This window comes from Halomonas sp. ML-15, from assembly GCF_014779595.1.
Lineage (GTDB): Bacteria > Pseudomonadota > Gammaproteobacteria > Pseudomonadales > Halomonadaceae > Franzmannia.
On the sequence record NZ_JACXZT010000001.1, the window covers coordinates 131792 to 149130 of the forward strand.

The following is a 17339-nucleotide window of genomic DNA, read 5'->3' on the forward strand; positions in this document are numbered from 1 at the left end:
ACCCGAGCGGCTGCCTGCGCGGTGGCCGTACGGTTTCCCTTTGCCTGCGTGACAACCTCACGCACACCCAATTCCTATCAGGAGGTCAATAATGCAGACCCAGATTCTCGAACGCATGGAATCGGACGTCCGTACCTACTCACGCTCTTTCCCGGTGGTTTTCACCGAAGCCAAGGGCGCACGCCTGACCACTGAAGAGGGGCGCCAGTACATCGACTTCCTGGCCGGTGCCGGCACGCTCAATTACGGCCACAACCATCCCAAGCTCAAGCAGGCGCTGCTCGACTATATGGCCGGTGATGGCATCATCCACGGCCTCGACATGTGGACTCGTGCCAAGCGCGAGTATCTCGAAGCCCTGGAAGAGCTGATCCTCAAGCCGCGCGGCCTGGAGTACAAGGTGCACTTCCCGGGGCCAACCGGCACCAACGCTGTCGAAGCCGCGATTCGCCTAGCGCGGGTTGCCACCGGCCGGCACAACATCGTCACCTTCACCAACGGTTTCCATGGCGTGACCATGGGTGCGCTGGCCACCACCGGTAACCGCAAGTTCCGTGAAGCCACCGGGGGCATCCCCACTCAGGGGGCCTCGTTCCTGCCTTTCGACGGCTACCTGGGCGAGCACGCCAATACGCTCGACTATCTCGAGAAGCTGCTGGGTGACAACTCCAGCGGCCTGGATATTCCGGCCGCGGTCATCGTTGAAACCGTGCAGGGGGAGGGCGGCATCAATCCGGCCGGCATCGAATGGCTACAGCGTCTCGAGAAGATCTGCCATGCCCACCACATCCTGCTGATCGTCGACGACATCCAGGCAGGCTGCGGGCGCACCGGCAAGTTCTTCAGCTTCGAGCACGCCGGCATCAAGCCGGACATCGTGACCAACTCCAAGTCGCTGTCGGGCCTGGGGCTGCCGTTCGCCCATGTGCTGATGCGCCCGGAACTCGACAAGTGGAAGCCTGGCCAGTACAACGGTACCTTCCGCGGTTTCAATCTGGCATTCACCACCGCCACCGCAGCGATGCGTCACTTCTGGAGCGACGACACCTTCGAGCGCGATGTGCAGCGCAAGGGGCGTATCGTCGAAGAGCGTTTCCAGCAGTTGGCCGAATGGCTCACAGCCAAGGGGATTCCGGCGTCCGAGCGCGGTCGCGGGTTGATGCGTGGCCTCGATGTCGGCAGCGGCGAGCACGCTGACAAGATTACCGCGGAAGCCTTCGAGCAGGGGCTGATCATCGAGACCAGCGGTCATGAAGGGCAGGTGGTCAAGTGCCTCTGTCCGTTGACCATCAGCGATGAAGATCTGCTCGAAGGATTGGATATTCTCGATGCCAGCACCAAGAAAGTCTTCGGCTGATACGGCATACTGACAAGGTAGATTTGGCAGTTCGGCCCGCCTCAGCGGGCCGATGTCACGTTACGCGCCTGCTGTTACGGCACCCGCGATTTTACAGGATCCAGGAGAACACGCTCATGATCGTTCGCAATCTCGAGGAAGCTCGCCAATCGGACCGCCTGGTCAAGTCCGAGAACGGTAACTGGGACAGCACACGCCTGCTGCTGGCCAATGACAATGGGGGGTTCTCGTTCCATATCACTCGTATCTACGAAGGCACCGAGACCCACATTCATTACAAGCACCACTATGAAGCGGTCTTCTGCATGGAAGGCGAAGGCGAAGTGGAAACATTGGCCGACGGCAAGATCTGGCCGATCAAGCCGGGCGATATCTATATCCTCGATCAGCACGATGAGCATCTGCTGCGTGCCAGCAAGACCATGCACCTGGCCTGTGTGTTCACGCCGCCGATCACCGGCACCGAAGTGCATCGCGAGGATGGCTCCTACGCGCCAGCCGACGACTGAACAGGTCGCTTTGCATATATCGAACGCCCCGACTAGCAGTCGCTTATCGGGGCGTTGGTGTTTGGTGGGATAGCGTGGGCCGGTCAGTCAGCGACGCGCTCGAAAACGATGGTGATTTCACCAAGCGTCATGCCGAACTTGCGCATCGCCGTGCGGTTGATCAAGCGCTCGTCGGGCTGCAGATACATCCAATCGTCCATCTGGAAGGTGATCTCACGACCGCCGACCTCGATGTCCAGTGGGTAGCGCATGTTAAAGGCATGGCCGCGCTGCTCGGCATCCACCGAGCCCTCGACGTCGTTGGCGCTGCCGCGCCAGCGGTTGTCGTCGACTCGCTCGAAGGTCCAGATGCGCCGATCGGTTTCGCCGTCATCGAACACGAAGTGCTCGTCGAGCACCAGCGTCTGGCCATCGTAGCTGCCGTCGATATCCACCGTGAAGCGCCGCTGCACCTCGCCGCGGAAGTCCTGGACCATGCCCCAGGCGCGGGTTTCACCGGCAAAGTAGTCGGCGATATCGAGTCGCGGCTGGCTATCGGCATAGTCTTCGATGTCGACACCGGCACAACCGACGAGCAGCAGTGTCAGCCACAGCAGGTACCCAGGGCGTTGCCAGGCCGCTATTTTTTTATACATTTCCTTATCCCTTGTATTAGGCTTGTGGCGATATGACCGATTCCGGGTCGCGGGGTTCGCCACAAAGGTCACATTCAGGGCTTCGCATAATATATATTATGTTAAATTGCGTGTGGGCATGTGAGAGCTATGGGCAAACTCATTGGACAGGCCTCCGCCGCACTCCTTATCATCGTCCGACCAGTTACAAGGATTCTCTCTAACCCATGTCGATTGTGATGCGGACTCGACGCACTCTTTCAGTCACCGCGCTAGTCATCCCGGTACTACTTGGCGGTTGCGCCCTCCTGCAGGGAGAGCCCGAGCCGCCGCCAGAGCCACCGCTTACCCATGCCCAGTTCGAATCCCGGGTCTCGCAGCTGGAGCAGCAGCTCGGCGCACGCTGCGATATCCAGCAGCAGCTACTGACTCAGCACGGCGATGATACCCGCCGCTTGACTGCCGATGTTCGAGAAGTGGGCAGCCTGATTCGTCATCTGCAGGGCGAGATCGAACTCCTGTCCGATGACCCGGTGGTGATTCCGGCGCAGTGTGACGAGGATGCCGACAGTCCGCTGCAGAACAAGGAGGTGTTAGGCCGCAGCGAGTGGATCGGCTTGCCGGACGTGGGCACCTACCTCAAGGCGCGGGTCGATTCAGGCGCCAATACCTCATCACTGTCAGCCACCGACATTACCCGCTTCGAGCGTGATGGCGACACCTGGGTGCGTTTCCGGCTGGCACTCGACGATGATGCCGTGGTCGTCGACCAGGTTCGCGACGAGTGGATCGAGGCCCCGGTAGTAAGACGTGTGCGCATTCTACAAGCGGCTGGTGAGGAGTCGCGGCCGGTGGTGAGCTTGCTGATGACGCTGGGGCCGATTCGCGAACAGGTCGAGTTCACGCTTAACGACCGTAGCCATCTTAACTACCCTGTACTGTTGGGGCGGCGCTTCATGATGGATATCGCCATGATCGATGTCGCCGAAACCTACCTTCATCCGCGGCCCGAGTTCCCGGGCGGCCGGCCGTCAGACGAGGCCAGCGAAGATGAAGCCACGGACGATGATGAAAACGAAGCCAACGGCAGTGAGTCCTGATCCGCTGTCGTCGCTGATTGGGCCCTGAGCCTCTTCGTTTTACAAGGAATTACCATGTCACGCCTGCCCTTCTATCTCATTGTCGGCGCTTTGATGATTGCCGGTATTGCCCTTAGTGTGCATCGCCACGTGCAGTTCGAGGTGCCGTGGACACCCGGTGAGCAGCGTCAGGTCTGGGAAATCGAGACCCAGGTCAACTTCACCGCCGAGGGTGGACCGGCAATGGTCGACATGGCCCTGCCCTCGCATCAACAGGGCTACCGGGTGTTGACCGAGAACACGGCCTCCCCGGGGTATGGCCTGTCGTTCCTCGAGGATGAGCGCGGCCGACGCGCTCAGTGGTCGGTCCGCGAGGCTGCCGGCAGTCAGCTGCTCTACTACTCCGTTCAGCTGCTGGTGGCTCCGGATGCCCGCCCTCCTCAGTCACAGCGCCCCGAGCTTCAGGAGGTCGTCTGGGAGCGTCCCTATGACACCGCCGCCAGTCAGGTCATCGAACGCGCCTGGCAGCGCTCCGCGACCCCCTTTACTTTCGCTCGCGAGTTGATCCGCGACTTCAACGACGACCGTCAGGGTGAGAACGCCCGCTTGCTGCTTAATCAGTTCGATCGCGCGCCCCTGTTGGTACGGTTGTTGAACGAGGCAGGCGTTCACGCTCGCGTGGTCAGCGGACTGATGCTCGAGGATGGACGACGGCGGCAGAGTCTTTCCAGTTGGGTGCAGGTGTTCGATGAGGATCGCTGGTCGCTGTTCAACCCCATGACCGGTGAGCAGGGCCGCCCGGACAACTTGCTGCTGTGGGAAGACAGCGATCAGGCGGTGCTCGAAGTCCAGGGTGGCAGCAACTCGCGGATCAGCTTCTCGATGATTCAGCACAATCAGCCTGCCGCCGCCGCGGTGCGCAACCAGCTGGCCAACGACACCCTGATCAACTTCTCGATCCACAGCCTGCCGCTCGAAGAGCAAGCCCTGTTTCAGACCATCCTGCTGATCCCCATCGGCGCGCTGGTGGTGGTACTGTTGCGAGTATTCATTGGCATCAAGACCTCAGGTACCTTCATGCCGGTACTGATCGCCCTGGCGTTCATACAGACCACGCTGATGACCGGCCTGATCGGCTTTCTGCTGATTGTGGCGGTGGGGCTAGTGATCCGCAGCTATTTATCGTATCTCAATCTACTGCTGGTGGCGCGAGTGTCGGCGGTGATCATCACGGTCATCGCCATCATCTCGATCTTCTCGGTACTCTCTTATCGCTTCGGCCTCAACGCCGGGCTGACGATCACCTTCTTCCCGATGATCATCCTGTCATGGACCATCGAGCGGATGTCGATCCTGTGGGAGGAGGAAGGCCCCAAGGAGGTGCTGATTCAGGGCGGCGGTAGCCTGTTGACTGCGGTGCTGGCCTACTTGGCCATGAACAATCCCTGGGTGCGCCATATCACCTTCAACTTCCTGGGCGTGCAGATGATCCTGATGTCGCTGATCCTGCTGCTGGGCAACTATACCGGCTATCGACTGCTGGAATTGCGGCGTTTCAAGCCGGTCACGGAGGATTGAGCGAATGTGGACCACCCCGGGACGACTCAAGGCCAAGGGCATCGTCGGTATGAATCGGCGCAATATTCGCTATATCGGGCGCTATAACGATCGTCGCCTCTATCCGCTGGTGGATGACAAGCTCAAGACCAAGCTGCTGGCCACGGAGTACGGTATCACCACGCCGGCGCTTATCGGCACCATCAAGAGCCAATTCGAGGTCAAGGGGGTGGCGACCATGGTCGCCCCCTACCCTGGCTTCGTGATCAAGCCGGCCAAGGGCAGCGGCGGCAAGGGCATTCTGGTCATCGAGCATGTCGAGGGCGACAGCTATATCAAGCCCAGCGGCGTGCGTCTGGGGCGTGAAGATCTTGAGCGGCATGTCTCCAACATTCTTTCAGGGCTCTACTCGCTGGGCGGTTCACCGGATGTGGCCGTCGTCGAGGCGCTGATCAACTTCGATGAATCGCTGTCGGCATACACCTACGAGGGCGTGCCGGATATTCGCGTCATCATCTTCCAGGGCTACCCGGTGATGGCCATGATGCGACTGTCCACGGCCGCCTCCGACGGCAAGGCCAACCTCCACCAGGGGGCCGTTGGTGTGGGGATCGATATTGCCACCGGCGGTGCGGTGCGCGGCGTGCAGTTCGATCGCACCCGCGCCGATCATCCAGACACCGGGCATGAACTCGCTAGCCTGAAGATCCCTGATTGGCAGACCCTGCTCACCCTCGCCGCCGGGTGCTACGAGATGACCCGGCTCGGTTACCTTGGCACCGATATGGTGCTCGACCGTGACCATGGCCCCATGCTGCTGGAGCTCAATGCCCGCCCTGGGCTAGCCATTCAGATGGCCAACGGTGAAGGACTTCGTCCGCGACTCGATCTCATCGAGCGTCAGCCGCCGGATGTGGGCGTCGAGGAGCGAGTGCTGTTTGCCCAGCGGCATTTTGCGCGTCAAAGCGAGCTGCAGGTAGCCGAGCAAATCCCCTGCCCTGCCTGAGTGGCTGCCGGCGGCCTTGCCGCGTAGAATAAAGCGTTCATTGAATAATCAGGCCTATCATGTCCGACGCCAGTTCACTGATTCTCCAGGCGGAACAGCAGTGCCAGCACCGCGGCGTGCGTTTTACGCCGATTCGACGTCGCGTGCTCGAAATGATCGCCAGTGCCGATGGCGGTCTGAAAGCCTACGACCTGCTCGACGAGTTAGCCGTTGAGCACGCCTCGGCGCGCCCGCCGACCATCTATCGGGCGCTCGATTTTCTTATCGAGCAGGGGTTGGTCCATCGCATCGAGTCGCTCAACTCCTATGTCGCCTGTCCTTGTCCGGAACACGCCCACGGCTTTCAGCTACTGATCTGCCGTGTCTGCGGACGCGTCGAGGAGCTGCATCTCGACGACGTCAATGCGCAGCTGGCCAGTCGCGCCAGGAGTCTGGGCTTTCGCGTCGAACGTCAGACCATCGAGTTACTGGGTACCTGTGAGGGGTGTGCCACATGAGCGAGCTATTCAAGCAACTCGAGCGCGCCGAGGTTGGCGATGATATCAACCTCGAGATGCTGCTCGCTGCGATCAAGTGGAACCACGACGGTCTGATACCCGCCATCGCTCAGCAGCATGACAGCGGTGACGTGCTGATGATGGCCTGGATGAACGAAACGGCGCTGCGTGAGTCACTCGCCACGCATCGGGTCTGCTACTGGTCGCGCTCGCGTGGCAAGCTGTGGCGCAAGGGCGAATCGTCCGGCCAGCAGCAGCAGCTGGTGAGTGCGGCACTGGATTGCGACGGCGATACCCTGCTGCTGCAGGTGGATCAGACCGGCCCGGCCTGTCATACCGGTCGACGCGGCTGTTTCTACGTTGCCGTCGATGCCGAGCGTGCGCGGATCACCAGTGCGCCTCTGATCGAACCTGACAGCCTCTACGCCCAGCGTTGACCATGGGCGGTTTGAGCCTGCCAAGACGTCTCATCAAAAGCCTCATGGCGGCTCTTGGCTGGGTACTCGGGGGCGTGCTGCTGGTCTTGATCAAGCTCTACCAGTGGCTGATCAGCCCCCTCCTCGGCCAGCGCTGCCGCTTCTGGCCGAGCTGTTCGCACTACACCCACGAAGCGGTCAAGGTACACGGCCCGGCCAAGGGCGGTTGGCTGGGGCTCAAGCGTATCGTCAAATGCCATCCGGGCCACCCTGGAGGGATCGACCCGGTTCCTGGTGGGCCCAGCGAGAGGCTCTGCCAGGACGACCCCGAGTGCCCTGAATTCGTTGCTCCCGAGCGAGAGACGCCAAGGCAACCGTAGTAGCGGACTACCACCTGCCTCGCGGGTGGGCGTGCCAGACTGGTGCTGCATCCATCATGACGAGGATCACGCCATGTCTGCCAAGACGATACTGATGCTATGCGGCGATTTCGCCGAAGATTACGAAACCATGGTGCCCTTCCAGGCCCTCAAGGCCGTAGGTCATCGCGTCGATGCGGTATGCCCGGACAAACAGGCTGGCGACAGCATCGCCACCGCGATTCATGACTTCGAGGGCGACCAGACCTATACCGAGAAGCCTGGCCACCGATTCTCACTCAACGCCAGTTTCGCCGAGATCGATCCGGCGCACTACGATGCGCTGGTGATTCCCGGGGGGCGAGCGCCGGAGTATCTGCGGCTCGATGACCGGGTGCTCGAGATCGTTCGCCACTTCTTCGCTACCAACAAGCCGGTCGCCGCCGTCTGTCATGGCGCGCAGCTACTGGCCGCGGCAAGGGTGCTCGAGGGACGTCGCTGCTCGGCGTACCCTGCCTGCCGACCGGAGGTAGAGCTCGCCGGTGGTCGCTATGCCGATATTGCCGTGGATGACGCCATTACCGAGGGCAACCTGGTCAGCGCCCCGGCCTGGCCGGCACACCCGGCCTGGATCGGCCAGTTTCTGACCCTGCTTGGGACTCGCATCACTCACGAATGAGCGCCGTTCGGCGCCGTCGACTCGTCGAGGCGACGGCGCCAAGCTATGCTACGAAGATGGATAGCATTCGTTCACACTGAGTGGCGAGGAGAACAACGATGTGCAGGCTCTTCGTGGGCGCCGATCCCGGCCTGTGGGAAGCACAAACCCGCTCCATGCGTCTTGATGGCATGTGTACCAGCGTACGCCTTGAAAGCTTCTTCTGGGGCGTGCTGGAAGAGATCGGCAGGCGCGATGGACTGACGCTCGGTCAACTGCTGACGCGCCTGGCGAGAGAGTCCAGCGAAGCGGGCCACGACCTCGATAATTTCGCCTCTTTCCTGCGTGTCTGCTGCGCCCGCTATCAGGCACTGCAGCTCAGCGGAGAGATCCCGGCGGACGCGGCAACACCTATTGCCGCGCTGGATGCCGCGGCGATTCTGGCCCGGGAGGGGCGCCGTCACGCGCACCCGCTGACAGCCTAGCCACAGCGCTATAGGTGATATGCGGTTATGCCGCCTCGCGCCGGGCGACCTCGTAGATTCGCGTCAGCATGGCGTGCAGCCCGTTGCTGCGGGTTGGCGACAAGTGCTTGTCGAGTCCCAGTGCCTCGAAAAAACTCGGCTCGGTAGCGACGATCTCCTGGGGCGAGCGATCGTTGTAGATCCGCATCAGCACTGCGATGAGTCCTGAGACGATGGCAGCGTCAGAGGTGGCGTTGAAGTGCAGGCGTTCGCTGTCTCGGGTGTGATGCATCCAGACATTGGACTGGCAGCCCTCGATCTTGTTGTCGGGGGTCTTCAGCTCATCAGGGAAGTCCGGCAGCTGCTTGCCCATATCGATGATGTACTGGTAGCGATCCATCCAGTTGTCGAACATCGCGAACTCATCGACGAGTTCCTGTTGCGCGGCCTGGGGCGTCGGTTCCTGCGCGGGCATGGTATCTCCTCAATCTCGGTTGTCACCATTATACCGATCCTCGACCGCTGCTGTCCGCCCCTGCGGCAACGCGTGGCGCGCCGCCTGGCGATGCCACTCCTCGGCCTCGGCGTGCAGGTAGCGCGCCGTGGTGTCCAGTCGAGCATGACGGGCGGTGAGTGCCAGGTAGCGCAGCTCGACACCCTGCTGGGCCTGGTGCGTCAGTGCCGTATGGCGCAGCCAGTGCGGCGACGCCTTGCGCAGTCGCGGGGCCATGTCCCGCAGTCGTCGGGGCTGTCCGCCCTCCTCCTCCAGCGCGTCTGCGCCGGCAGCGAAGGCCTGCTTGATCAGCCGGTAGAGCTGATTGGCGCCCAGCGGTCGCTGCCCATCGAGCCCACGCAGCAGCGCACCCGGCTCTCCCGCCATGGGCATGGCCGCCAACCCGAGGGCCTGGCGCCACTCGGCGAGTAGTTCGCAAGCCGCCGGCGGCAAGGGAATCTCGGCCCGTTTGCCGCCCTTGCCGGTCACGCTCCACCACCAGCGATCCTCGAGGATCATGATGTCCGCCATCTTCGCATCGGCCAGTTCGCCGATACGGGCCGCGGTGAGATAGGCAAAGCCGAACAGCAGACGCCGACGCTGCCAGACGAAACGCTGTCGAGCAGATGCGCCCTCGTCCAGCGGTCGATTCAGCCAGCCCCACAGCCACTCCCATAGCGGCCGCTCCAGATAGCGCTCGATGCGCCCCTGGCGGTTGTCGAGTCGCCGGCGCTTGTCGCGCATCAGGCGAAACGGGTTGTGGTCCACCCAGCCGGCCTCGCGCAGCCAGGCGAACAGCCCCTGCAGGATGACCAGGCTCTGTCGGCGGCTGGCCGCCGACAGCGGCCCGCGAAACGGACGCCACTCCGGGCTGCTGCGCGGTCGTGGCGCCCCCAGCCAGTGCGATGCCGGTTGCGGGTCGGCGAGGAACGCATCGAACTCGGCGAGATGGTCGCGGCGCAACTGGTCAAGTCTGAGGTTGCGCTCGCCCAGCCACAGCAGCAGTCGCTCGGCCTCCTTGCGGTAAGCACGCCAGGTCGCCGGGCTGTGGCGATACTCCTGCAGCCACTCGGCCACTGCCTCGACATCGTTGCTCGCAGCGATGCGTGACGCCGTCGCGTGTAGCGGCTCGAGGCTGTCTCCGGTGGCTGCGGACCAGGTCATATCATGCATCTTGCCCTCTCCCGCCGCGGTGTCGTTGTAGCGAGTATCTTACCTGCTTTGAATATTCAAGATAAGCCGCGTAATCATGAATTAATATTCGATTCCGTAGTGTAATTTACGTTATACGTAATACATAAAACGCTTCCCTTTCACCTGCCATAGCGCTAGGCTGCGGCGTATCGACAGGCGGTTAGTGCGTGCAGGTGGACAGGAGAGCGGGATGGCGAGAAGCGGCATACAGTTCGAGGACGTCCAGCGGGCTGTGGACGCCCTGCTGCAGCGAGGCGAGACACCCAGCGTGCAAAAAGTGCGCGAGGTGCTCGGCACCGGTAGCTATACCACCATCAGCGATCACCTCCGCGAGTGGCGGCAGCAGCGCGAACAGAATCGCGCCACCCCTCACCCCCAGGCGATCCCCGAGGCGCTGCAGTCACTGATGGGAGAGCTATGGCACAAGGCAGAGGAAGCGGCGAGCGAGGGGCTCGCCCACTATCGCCAGGAAGCCGACCGCCAGGTTGAAGCGGCCCAGCAGGCCAGCGCCGAGAGTCAGCGGATGGCGGAGCATGCTGCCCAGCGTGAAGCGGCCCTCGCCGGCCATCTTCAGCAGATCCAGGCCAGCCTCGACGAGCGCAGCCAGAACCTGGCCAAGGCGGAGGCGGAACGCGACACCCTGCAGTCTCGCCTGAGCGGCGTAGAGCAACAGTGCGCACGGCTCGAGGCGCAGCTGCAGCAGCTGCAGAAACAGCGCGATCAGCAAGGTGAGGCGCAGCGCCAGGCCCTCGACGCCCAGGCCGAACGGCATCGCGAGACGTTACAGCAGGAGGAACAGCGTCACGAGACCGCTGAAGCAAGACTGATGAGCCTGCTTGACGCCTCGCGGCAGGAGCGCCAGAGCGCCGACAAGCAGCACGCCGAGCGCCTCGCCCAGCTAGAGGCACGCCTCGAAGCACGTGACCAGCAGCTGCAGGAGCAGCGCGCAGCGCTGGCCGAACAGGAGCGGCGTCTGCGCGAAGCCAGCTGGCAACGACAGCAGGCCGAAGACGGCTTGAACGATGAACGCCAGCGCGGCGATGAGCTGACCAGTCGGCTGGCCTCTCGCGAACAGGCACTGGATGAGTGCCGCCAGCGTCTGGTTGAGCTGGAGGCGCGACTGGCCCAGGCGAGCCTGCCGCCCTTCACGTACTAAGCTCCTCAACGCAACAGAGCCGCTCGATGAGCGGCTCTGTCATGACACCCTGGCACACGGGAAGGCTAGCGGTAGTAAGCCTGGCTGGTGTCGGTATGGTCGGTCACGTCGCGAATGCCGGAGAGCTCGGGAATACGCTCGATAAGGGTCTTTTCGACGCCATCCTTGAGGGTCAGGTCGACCGCGGCGCACCCCTGGCAGCCGCCACCGAACGCCAACACCGCCACGTTCTCTTCGGTCAGCTGGATCAGTTTGATCTCACCGCCATGAGCCGCCAGGCCAGGGTTGATCTCGCTGTAAAGCACGTAGTTGACGCGATCCTCCAGCGGGCTGTCGGCGTTGACCTTGGGCATCTTGGCATTGGGCGCCTTGATGGTCAGCTGGCCGCCCATGCGATCGGCGTTGAAATCTACCACTGCCTCATCGAGAAACGGCAGGCTGTGCTTGTCGAGGTAGACGCGGATCTTGTCGAGCTCGTGCAGCTCATCGCTGGGCTCCTCCTCCCCCGGGCGGCAGTAGGCCAGGCAGGTTTCGGCATAGGGCGTGCCGGGCTGGGTGATGAAGATACGCACCGCGATGCCCTCGACGTTCTGCTTCTCGAGCAGTTCGGCAAGGTACTCCTGGGCGCTATCGGTGATCTCGATGTTCTGGCTCATGATGTCGTCAGTCCTGAAACCGATGTGCAGATGAATACCCTTATGGTAGGGAAAAGTCGGCGGCGACACAATCCCGAGTGATTTACTCGGGATTTTCTCCCCCTGCCCCGGGCTAGACCCTTTCTGTTAACATATGCGCCGATATAACACTGCGTGGGCCGCGCCTCTTCGTGCCTGAACTCGCGCGCCGCAGACCCTGACGCTGGAGAATCATCCCCATCATGGCCGCCGCTTTCCCCCCTACCACCGCTTCGCTTCACGAGCAACTCGCCCGCCGCATCATGATCCTGGATGGCGGCATGGGCACCATGCTGCAGAACGCCGAGCTCAGCGAGGCCGAGTTCCGTGGCGAGCGCTTCAAGGACTGGCCCAGCGACCTCAAGGGCAACAACGATCTACTGGCGCTGACCTGTCCTCAGCTGGTTACCCGCATTCACCGCGACTACCTCGAGGCCGGCGCCGACATCATCGAGACCAACACCTTCAATAGTACCCAGCTCTCCCAGGCCGATTACGGTATGCAGTCGCTGGTGGTCGAACTCAATCGCGAGTCTGCCCGCCTGGCCCGCGAGGTGTGCGATGCGGTCGCCGAGGAGAGCGGCGTGCCGCGCTACGTGGCCGGGGTGCTGGGGCCGACCTCGCGTACCGCGTCGCTATCGCCGGACGTCAATGACCCGGCCAAGCGCAACGTCACCTTCGACGAGCTGCGTGACAACTACTACGAGGCCGCCGAAGCGCTGATCGAGGGCGGCGCCGACCTGATACTGATCGAAACGATCTTCGACACCCTCAACGCCAAGGCGGCGATCTTCGCCCTCGAGCAGCTGTTCGACGATCGCGGTGAGCGCCTGCCGGTGATGATCTCCGGGACCATAACCGACGCCTCGGGCCGCACCCTCTCGGGCCAGACCACCGAGGCATTCTGGAACTCGGTGCGTCACGCCCAGCCGTTCTCCATCGGCCTCAACTGTGCGCTGGGTGCAGAGGAGTTGCGCCCCTACCTCGAAGAGCTCTCGACCAAGGCCGACACCTTCGTCTCGGCACACCCCAACGCCGGCCTGCCCAACGAGTTTGGCGAGTACGACCAGACGCCGGAAGAGATGGCAACCATCGTTGCCGAGTTCGCCACCAGTGGACTGGTCAATATCATCGGTGGCTGCTGCGGATCGACGCCCGAGCATATCCAGGCCGTCGCCGAGGCGGTGCGCGACACCGCCCCACGACAGATCCCCGAGCGTCCTCGCGCCTGCCGACTGTCGGGGCTCGAACCGTTCAACATCGAGGCCGACTCACTGTTCGTCAACGTCGGCGAGCGCACCAACGTCACCGGCTCGGCGCGTTTCAAGCGATTGATCGTCGACGAGGACTACACCACCGCCCTCGAGGTGGCCCTGGAGCAGGTCGAGAACGGTGCCCAGGTGATCGACATCAATATGGACGAGGGCATGCTCGAGTCCCAGGAGGCGATGGTGCGCTTCCTCAACCTGATCGCCGGCGAACCGGACATCGCCCGGGTGCCGATCATGATCGACTCCTCCAAGTGGGAGATCATCGAGGCGGGCCTCAAGTGCGTACAGGGCAAGGCAGTCGTCAACTCGATCTCGATGAAGGAGGGCGAAGACGCCTTCCGCGAACAGGCCACCGCCTGCCGCCGCTACGGCGCCGCGATTGTGGTGATGGCCTTCGACGAAGCCGGTCAGGCCGACACCTTCGCGCGCAAGACCGAGATCTGCGAACGCGCCTACCGGCTGCTGGTCGACGAGATCGGCTTCCCTCCGGAAGACATCATCTTCGACCCCAATATCTTCGCCATCGCCACCGGCATCGAAGAGCATAACAACTATGCCGTGGATTTCATCGAAGCTAGCCAGTGGATTCGCGAGCATCTGCCCCACGCCCTGGTCTCCGGCGGCGTCTCCAACGTCTCCTTCTCGTTTCGGGGCAACAACCCGGTACGCGAGGCGATTCACTCGGTATTCCTCTACCATGCCATCCGTGCCGGCCTGACCATGGGCATCGTCAATGCCGGCCAACTGGCGGTCTATGACGATCTGCCCGCCGAGCTGCGCGAGGCGGTGGAAGATGTGGTGCTCAATCGCCGCAGCGACGGTACCGAGCGGCTTCTCGATATCGCCGACAAGTTCAAGGGTGACGGCTCCGGGGCGGTCAAGAAGGAGGATCTGGAGTGGCGTAGCTGGCCGGTCAACAAGCGCATCGAGCACGCCCTGATCAAGGGCATTACCGCCCATATCGAGGACGATACCGAACAGGCTCGCGCCCAGGCCGAGCGCCCCATCGAGGTCATCGAAGGGCCGCTGATGGACGGCATGAACGTGGTCGGCGACCTGTTCGGCGACGGCAAGATGTTTCTGCCTCAGGTGGTCAAGTCGGCGCGTGTCATGAAGCAGGCGGTTGCCTACCTGATTCCCTATATCGAAGCCGAGAAGAGTGAAGAGACCAAGGCCAAGGGCAAGATCGTCATGGCCACGGTCAAGGGCGATGTCCACGATATCGGCAAGAACATCGTCGGCGTGGTGCTCCAGTGCAACAACTATGAGGTCATCGACCTCGGTGTGATGGTGCCTGCCGAGAAGATCCTGCAAACCGCCCGGGAGCAGAATGCTGACATCATCGGCCTGTCCGGGTTGATCACGCCGTCGCTGGATGAAATGGTCCACGTCGCCAAGGAGATGCAGCGCCAGGGCTTCGAGCTGCCGCTGCTGATCGGCGGTGCCACGACCTCCAAGGCGCACACCGCGGTCAAGATTGAACCACAATACGAACACCCGGTGATCTATGTCACCGATGCCTCGCGCGCCGTTGGCGTGGCCAGCCGCTTGCTGACCCCGACCCTCAAGCCGACCTACACGGCAGAGATTCGCGAGGAGTACGAGAAAGTCCGTGAGCGCAACGCCAAGCGCCGCCCCAAGGCCGCCGACCTCTCCTATGCAGAGGCCCGCAAGCGGCGCTTTCGCACCGACTGGAAGAGCTTTACCCCGCCCGCCCCAAAGGTCACCGGGCTACAGGTCTTCGACGACTACGATCTCGAGGAGTTGGTCGAGCGCATCGACTGGACGCCGTTCTTCATGAGCTGGCAGCTGGCCGGCAAGTACCCCAAGATCCTCGACGACAAGGTCGTCGGCGAAGCCGCTCGAAACCTGTTCGCCGACGCTCAGAAGATGCTCGCCAAGCTGGTCGACGAGAAGCGGGTCCAGGCGCGCGGCGTCATCGGCTTGTGGCCGGCCAATAGCGTCGATGACGATGTCATCGAGGTCTACGCCGATGAGTCGCGCGACGTGGTGGTAGAGCGTCTACACCATATCCGTCAGCAGATGACCAAGAGTCGCGATGGCATATGCTACAGCCTGGCCGACTTCATCGCCCCCAAGGAGAGTGGCAAGCCGGACTGGATCGGCGGCTTTGCGGTCACCACCGGCCATGGCGTGGACGCGCTGAGCAAGGCATACGAAGCCGCCGGCGACGACTACAACGCGATCATGGTTCAGGCCCTTACCGACCGCCTGGCCGAGGCCTTCGCCGAGCGCATGCACGAGCGGGTACGCAAGGAGTTCTGGGGCTATGTCCCGCAAGAGCAGCTCGATAACGAGTCGCTGATCGCCGAAAAATACCAGGGCATCCGACCGGCGCCGGGCTACCCCGCCTGTCCCGACCACACCGAGAAAGCGACCCTGTTCCGGATGCTCGATGCCGAGCGCAATACCGGCCTGTCGCTGACCGAAAGCTTCGCCATGTGGCCTGCCGCGGCGGTATCCGGTTGGTATTTTGCCCACCCGCAGTCGAAGTACTTCTCTACGGGCAAGATCACCCGTGATCAGGTCGAGACGCTGGCCGAGCGCAAGGGCATGCCCCTCGTCGAGCTCGAGCGCTGGCTGTCACCGGTGCTCTCCTACGACGCCGACTGATCGTCAAGGCCCGCCACTGGCGGGCCTTGCCATTCACCCTCTGGAACCCGGCATGCTGCCCGATCCTAGCCGACGCCACACCATCCTCAAGCTGGCCCTGCCGATCATCGCCGGCATGCTCTCCCAGAGCCTGCTCAACCTGATCGATGCCGCCCTGGTCGGCCAGCTGGGTGAGGTGGCGTTGGCCGGCGTCGGCATCGGCGGCTATGCGATGTTCATGGTCACCGCCGTACTGTTCGGGCTGTCGTCCGGGGTGCAGGCCCAGACCGCACGGCGTCACGGCGAGCAGGCCTGGTCGCAGCGCGCCATCGCATTGAACGCCGGGCTAGTGGTAGCGCTGGCGGTGGCCGTCCCGCTGACGCTGCTGTGCCTGTGGCAAGCGCCGCGGCTGCTGGCGCTGATCAATCAAGCCCCCGACGTGCACGACGTGGCGGTGACCTACTTCCGCTGGCGAGTGATCTCGCTGGTGTCGGTGGCGATGATCTTCTGCTTTCGCGGCTACTGGAACGGCATTCAGCAGACCGGGATCTATCTGCGCATCATTCTGATCATGCATCTGGTCAATGTGGTGGCCAGTATCGGGCTGATCTTCGGCTACGCCGGTCTGCCGGCCATGGGACCGGCAGGCGCCGGTGCCGGCACGACCCTCTCACTGCTGATTGGCGTATTGATTTGGCTCGCTCTGAGTTGGCGTCACGCCAAGCCCAGTGGTTTTCTACTGCGCTGGCCGCAGCGCCTGACCTATACCACTACCCTGCGCCTGGCTATCCCCCACTCTTTTCAGCAGCTTTGGTTCGCAGCCGGCTATGCGGTACTGTTCTGGATCCTCGGCCAGTTGGACACCTCGAGTGTTGCCGTCGGCCATGTGTTGGTGAATCTCTCGCTGTTTCTGATCCTGCCTGGGGTGGGGCTCGGCATGGCGGCGATGAGCCTGGTCGGACAGGCCATGGGTCGTGACGCTCACCGCGATGCTCACCGCTGGGGCTGGGACGTGGTGAAGGTCGCCTGGGCCTGTCTGGCGCTGCTGGCCCTGCCCATGATATTGATGCCAGAACAGGTACTTGGCCTATTCCTGCACAGTGAGTCGCTGATCGGGATGGGGCGCCTGCCGCTTCAACTGACCGCGCTGATGATCGTGCTGGATGCCGCGGCACTCGTGCTTGGCCAGGCACTGCTGGGAGCCGGGGCCAATCGCACTGTCATGACGCTCACACTGTCGATGCAGTGGCTTCTTTTTTTGCCGCTGGCGTGGCTGGTTGGCGTGGTGTTCGATCACGGCTTGGTCGGTATCTGGTGGGTACAGTTGGGTTACCGGATGCTCAACTCGCTCTGTTTTGTCTTGCTCTGGCAGCGCCGCCACTGGCAACGGCTGGCGGTCTGATCGAGAGATTGATCATAAGG

Annotated in this window: 17 protein-coding genes; 13 read left to right on the forward strand and 4 right to left on the reverse strand. The window is 62.6% G+C overall.

Annotated features, from left to right (window positions below; all coding sequences use genetic code 11):
- Window positions 1-91 precede the first annotated feature (91 nt).
- Window positions 92-1357, forward strand: a complete 1266-nt coding sequence (gene ectB, locus IEI94_RS00645; RefSeq protein ID WP_191164572.1) for a diaminobutyrate--2-oxoglutarate transaminase — start codon at window positions 92-94, stop codon at window positions 1355-1357.
- Window positions 1358-1473: 116 nt separating this feature from the next.
- Window positions 1474-1866, forward strand: coding sequence for an ectoine synthase (locus tag IEI94_RS00650; RefSeq protein WP_191164574.1), 393 nt, complete (start codon window positions 1474-1476; stop codon window positions 1864-1866).
- 83 nt (window positions 1867-1949) lie between these two features.
- Here IEI94_RS00650 and IEI94_RS00655 read toward each other — a convergent pair whose 3' ends face one another.
- Window positions 1950-2501: a DUF3833 domain-containing protein gene (locus tag IEI94_RS00655; protein WP_191164576.1), complete on the reverse strand. Its 552-nt coding sequence runs from the start codon at window positions 2499-2501 to the stop codon at window positions 1950-1952.
- Between the two features lie 206 nt (window positions 2502-2707).
- Here IEI94_RS00655 and IEI94_RS00660 point away from each other — a divergent pair, with 206 nt between their 5' ends.
- The 8 genes from IEI94_RS00660 to IEI94_RS00695 all read left to right on the forward strand — a co-directional run bounded on the left by IEI94_RS00660 (window position 2708) and on the right by IEI94_RS00695 (window position 8537).
- Window positions 2708-3580, forward strand: coding sequence for an ATP-dependent zinc protease (locus tag IEI94_RS00660; protein ID WP_224749847.1), 873 nt, complete (start codon window positions 2708-2710; stop codon window positions 3578-3580).
- A gap of 54 nt (window positions 3581-3634) precedes the next feature.
- The gene (locus tag IEI94_RS00665) at window positions 3635-5137 is read left to right on the forward strand and encodes a UUP1 family membrane protein (RefSeq protein WP_191164577.1); all 1503 of its coding nucleotides are present in this window, start codon (window positions 3635-3637) and stop codon (window positions 5135-5137) included.
- 4 nt (window positions 5138-5141) lie between these two features.
- On the forward strand, window positions 5142-6122 hold the full coding sequence (locus IEI94_RS00670) for an alpha-L-glutamate ligase-like protein (RefSeq protein WP_191164579.1): 981 nt from the start codon (window positions 5142-5144) through the stop codon (window positions 6120-6122).
- A gap of 59 nt (window positions 6123-6181) precedes the next feature.
- A complete protein-coding gene (locus IEI94_RS00675) occupies window positions 6182-6619 on the forward strand; it encodes a transcriptional repressor (RefSeq protein WP_191164581.1) in 438 nt (145 codons plus the stop codon).
- Window positions 6616-7056 carry a phosphoribosyl-AMP cyclohydrolase gene (gene hisI, locus IEI94_RS00680; RefSeq protein WP_191164583.1) on the forward strand — a complete coding sequence of 147 codons (441 nt, stop codon included), beginning with the start codon at window positions 6616-6618 and terminating at the stop codon, window positions 7054-7056. The genes IEI94_RS00675 and hisI overlap by 4 nt, the downstream gene beginning before the upstream one ends.
- Before the next feature lie 44 nt (window positions 7057-7100).
- Entirely contained in the window at window positions 7101-7415 is a 315-nt protein-coding gene (gene yidD / locus IEI94_RS00685) for a membrane protein insertion efficiency factor YidD (protein ID WP_191164585.1), read from the forward strand.
- A 73-nt stretch (window positions 7416-7488) separates the two neighbouring features.
- Entirely contained in the window at window positions 7489-8073 is a 585-nt protein-coding gene (locus IEI94_RS00690) for a DJ-1/PfpI family protein (RefSeq protein WP_191164587.1), read from the forward strand.
- A 98-nt stretch (window positions 8074-8171) separates the two neighbouring features.
- A complete protein-coding gene (locus IEI94_RS00695) occupies window positions 8172-8537 on the forward strand; it encodes a ribbon-helix-helix domain-containing protein (protein WP_191164589.1) in 366 nt (121 codons plus the stop codon).
- Window positions 8538-8562: 25 nt separating this feature from the next.
- Here the strand turns inward: IEI94_RS00695 and IEI94_RS00700 are convergent, their stop codons facing one another.
- Together IEI94_RS00700 and IEI94_RS00705 are read right to left on the reverse strand one after the other, a co-directional pair.
- Window positions 8563-8991 carry a SufE family protein gene (locus IEI94_RS00700; RefSeq protein WP_191164591.1) on the reverse strand — a complete coding sequence of 143 codons (429 nt, stop codon included), beginning with the start codon at window positions 8989-8991 and terminating at the stop codon, window positions 8563-8565.
- Between the two features lie 9 nt (window positions 8992-9000).
- Window positions 9001-10182 carry a tyrosine-type recombinase/integrase gene (locus tag IEI94_RS00705; protein WP_191164593.1) on the reverse strand — a complete coding sequence of 394 codons (1182 nt, stop codon included), beginning with the start codon at window positions 10180-10182 and terminating at the stop codon, window positions 9001-9003.
- Window positions 10183-10393: 211 nt separating this feature from the next.
- Between IEI94_RS00705 and IEI94_RS00710 the strand changes: the two genes are divergently transcribed.
- Window positions 10394-11359 carry a DNA-binding protein gene (locus IEI94_RS00710; RefSeq protein WP_191164595.1) on the forward strand — a complete coding sequence of 322 codons (966 nt, stop codon included), beginning with the start codon at window positions 10394-10396 and terminating at the stop codon, window positions 11357-11359.
- Between the two features lie 65 nt (window positions 11360-11424).
- Here IEI94_RS00710 and nfuA read toward each other — a convergent pair whose 3' ends face one another.
- Complete coding sequence (nfuA, locus tag IEI94_RS00715; RefSeq protein ID WP_191164597.1) at window positions 11425-12015, reverse strand: Fe-S biogenesis protein NfuA; 591 nt, start codon at window positions 12013-12015, stop codon at window positions 11425-11427.
- Window positions 12016-12236: 221 nt separating this feature from the next.
- Here nfuA and metH point away from each other — a divergent pair, with 221 nt between their 5' ends.
- Together metH and IEI94_RS00725 are read left to right on the forward strand one after the other, a co-directional pair.
- On the forward strand, window positions 12237-15938 hold the full coding sequence (gene metH, locus IEI94_RS00720; protein WP_191164599.1) for a methionine synthase: 3702 nt from the start codon (window positions 12237-12239) through the stop codon (window positions 15936-15938).
- Between the two features lie 52 nt (window positions 15939-15990).
- Window positions 15991-17319 carry an MATE family efflux transporter gene (locus tag IEI94_RS00725; protein WP_191164601.1) on the forward strand — a complete coding sequence of 443 codons (1329 nt, stop codon included), beginning with the start codon at window positions 15991-15993 and terminating at the stop codon, window positions 17317-17319.
- The last annotated feature ends 20 nt before the right edge of the window (window positions 17320-17339 follow it).

What these genes read in the sequence shown, in the direction of transcription:
- ectB (WP_191164572.1), top strand. Translation starts at nt 92, where the DNA reads ATGCAGACCCAGATTCTCGAACGCATGGAATCGGACGTCCGTACCTAC.
- IEI94_RS00650 (WP_191164574.1), top strand. Translation starts at nt 1,474, where the DNA reads ATGATCGTTCGCAATCTCGAGGAAGCTCGCCAATCGGACCGCCTGGTC.
- IEI94_RS00655 (WP_191164576.1), bottom strand. Translation starts at nt 2,501, where the DNA reads ATGTATAAAAAAATAGCGGCCTGGCAACGCCCTGGGTACCTGCTGTGG.
- IEI94_RS00660 (WP_224749847.1), top strand. Translation starts at nt 2,708, where the DNA reads ATGTCGATTGTGATGCGGACTCGACGCACTCTTTCAGTCACCGCGCTA.
- IEI94_RS00665 (WP_191164577.1), top strand. Translation starts at nt 3,635, where the DNA reads ATGTCACGCCTGCCCTTCTATCTCATTGTCGGCGCTTTGATGATTGCC.
- IEI94_RS00670 (WP_191164579.1), top strand. Translation starts at nt 5,142, where the DNA reads ATGTGGACCACCCCGGGACGACTCAAGGCCAAGGGCATCGTCGGTATG.
- IEI94_RS00675 (WP_191164581.1), top strand. Translation starts at nt 6,182, where the DNA reads ATGTCCGACGCCAGTTCACTGATTCTCCAGGCGGAACAGCAGTGCCAG.
- hisI (WP_191164583.1), top strand. Translation starts at nt 6,616, where the DNA reads ATGAGCGAGCTATTCAAGCAACTCGAGCGCGCCGAGGTTGGCGATGAT.
- yidD (WP_191164585.1), top strand. Translation starts at nt 7,101, where the DNA reads ATGGCGGCTCTTGGCTGGGTACTCGGGGGCGTGCTGCTGGTCTTGATC.
- IEI94_RS00690 (WP_191164587.1), top strand. Translation starts at nt 7,489, where the DNA reads ATGTCTGCCAAGACGATACTGATGCTATGCGGCGATTTCGCCGAAGAT.
- IEI94_RS00695 (WP_191164589.1), top strand. Translation starts at nt 8,172, where the DNA reads ATGTGCAGGCTCTTCGTGGGCGCCGATCCCGGCCTGTGGGAAGCACAA.
- IEI94_RS00700 (WP_191164591.1), bottom strand. Translation starts at nt 8,991, where the DNA reads ATGCCCGCGCAGGAACCGACGCCCCAGGCCGCGCAACAGGAACTCGTC.
- IEI94_RS00705 (WP_191164593.1), bottom strand. Translation starts at nt 10,182, where the DNA reads ATGCATGATATGACCTGGTCCGCAGCCACCGGAGACAGCCTCGAGCCG.
- IEI94_RS00710 (WP_191164595.1), top strand. Translation starts at nt 10,394, where the DNA reads ATGGCGAGAAGCGGCATACAGTTCGAGGACGTCCAGCGGGCTGTGGAC.
- nfuA (WP_191164597.1), bottom strand. Translation starts at nt 12,015, where the DNA reads ATGAGCCAGAACATCGAGATCACCGATAGCGCCCAGGAGTACCTTGCC.
- metH (WP_191164599.1), top strand. Translation starts at nt 12,237, where the DNA reads ATGGCCGCCGCTTTCCCCCCTACCACCGCTTCGCTTCACGAGCAACTC.
- IEI94_RS00725 (WP_191164601.1), top strand. Translation starts at nt 15,991, where the DNA reads ATGCTGCCCGATCCTAGCCGACGCCACACCATCCTCAAGCTGGCCCTG.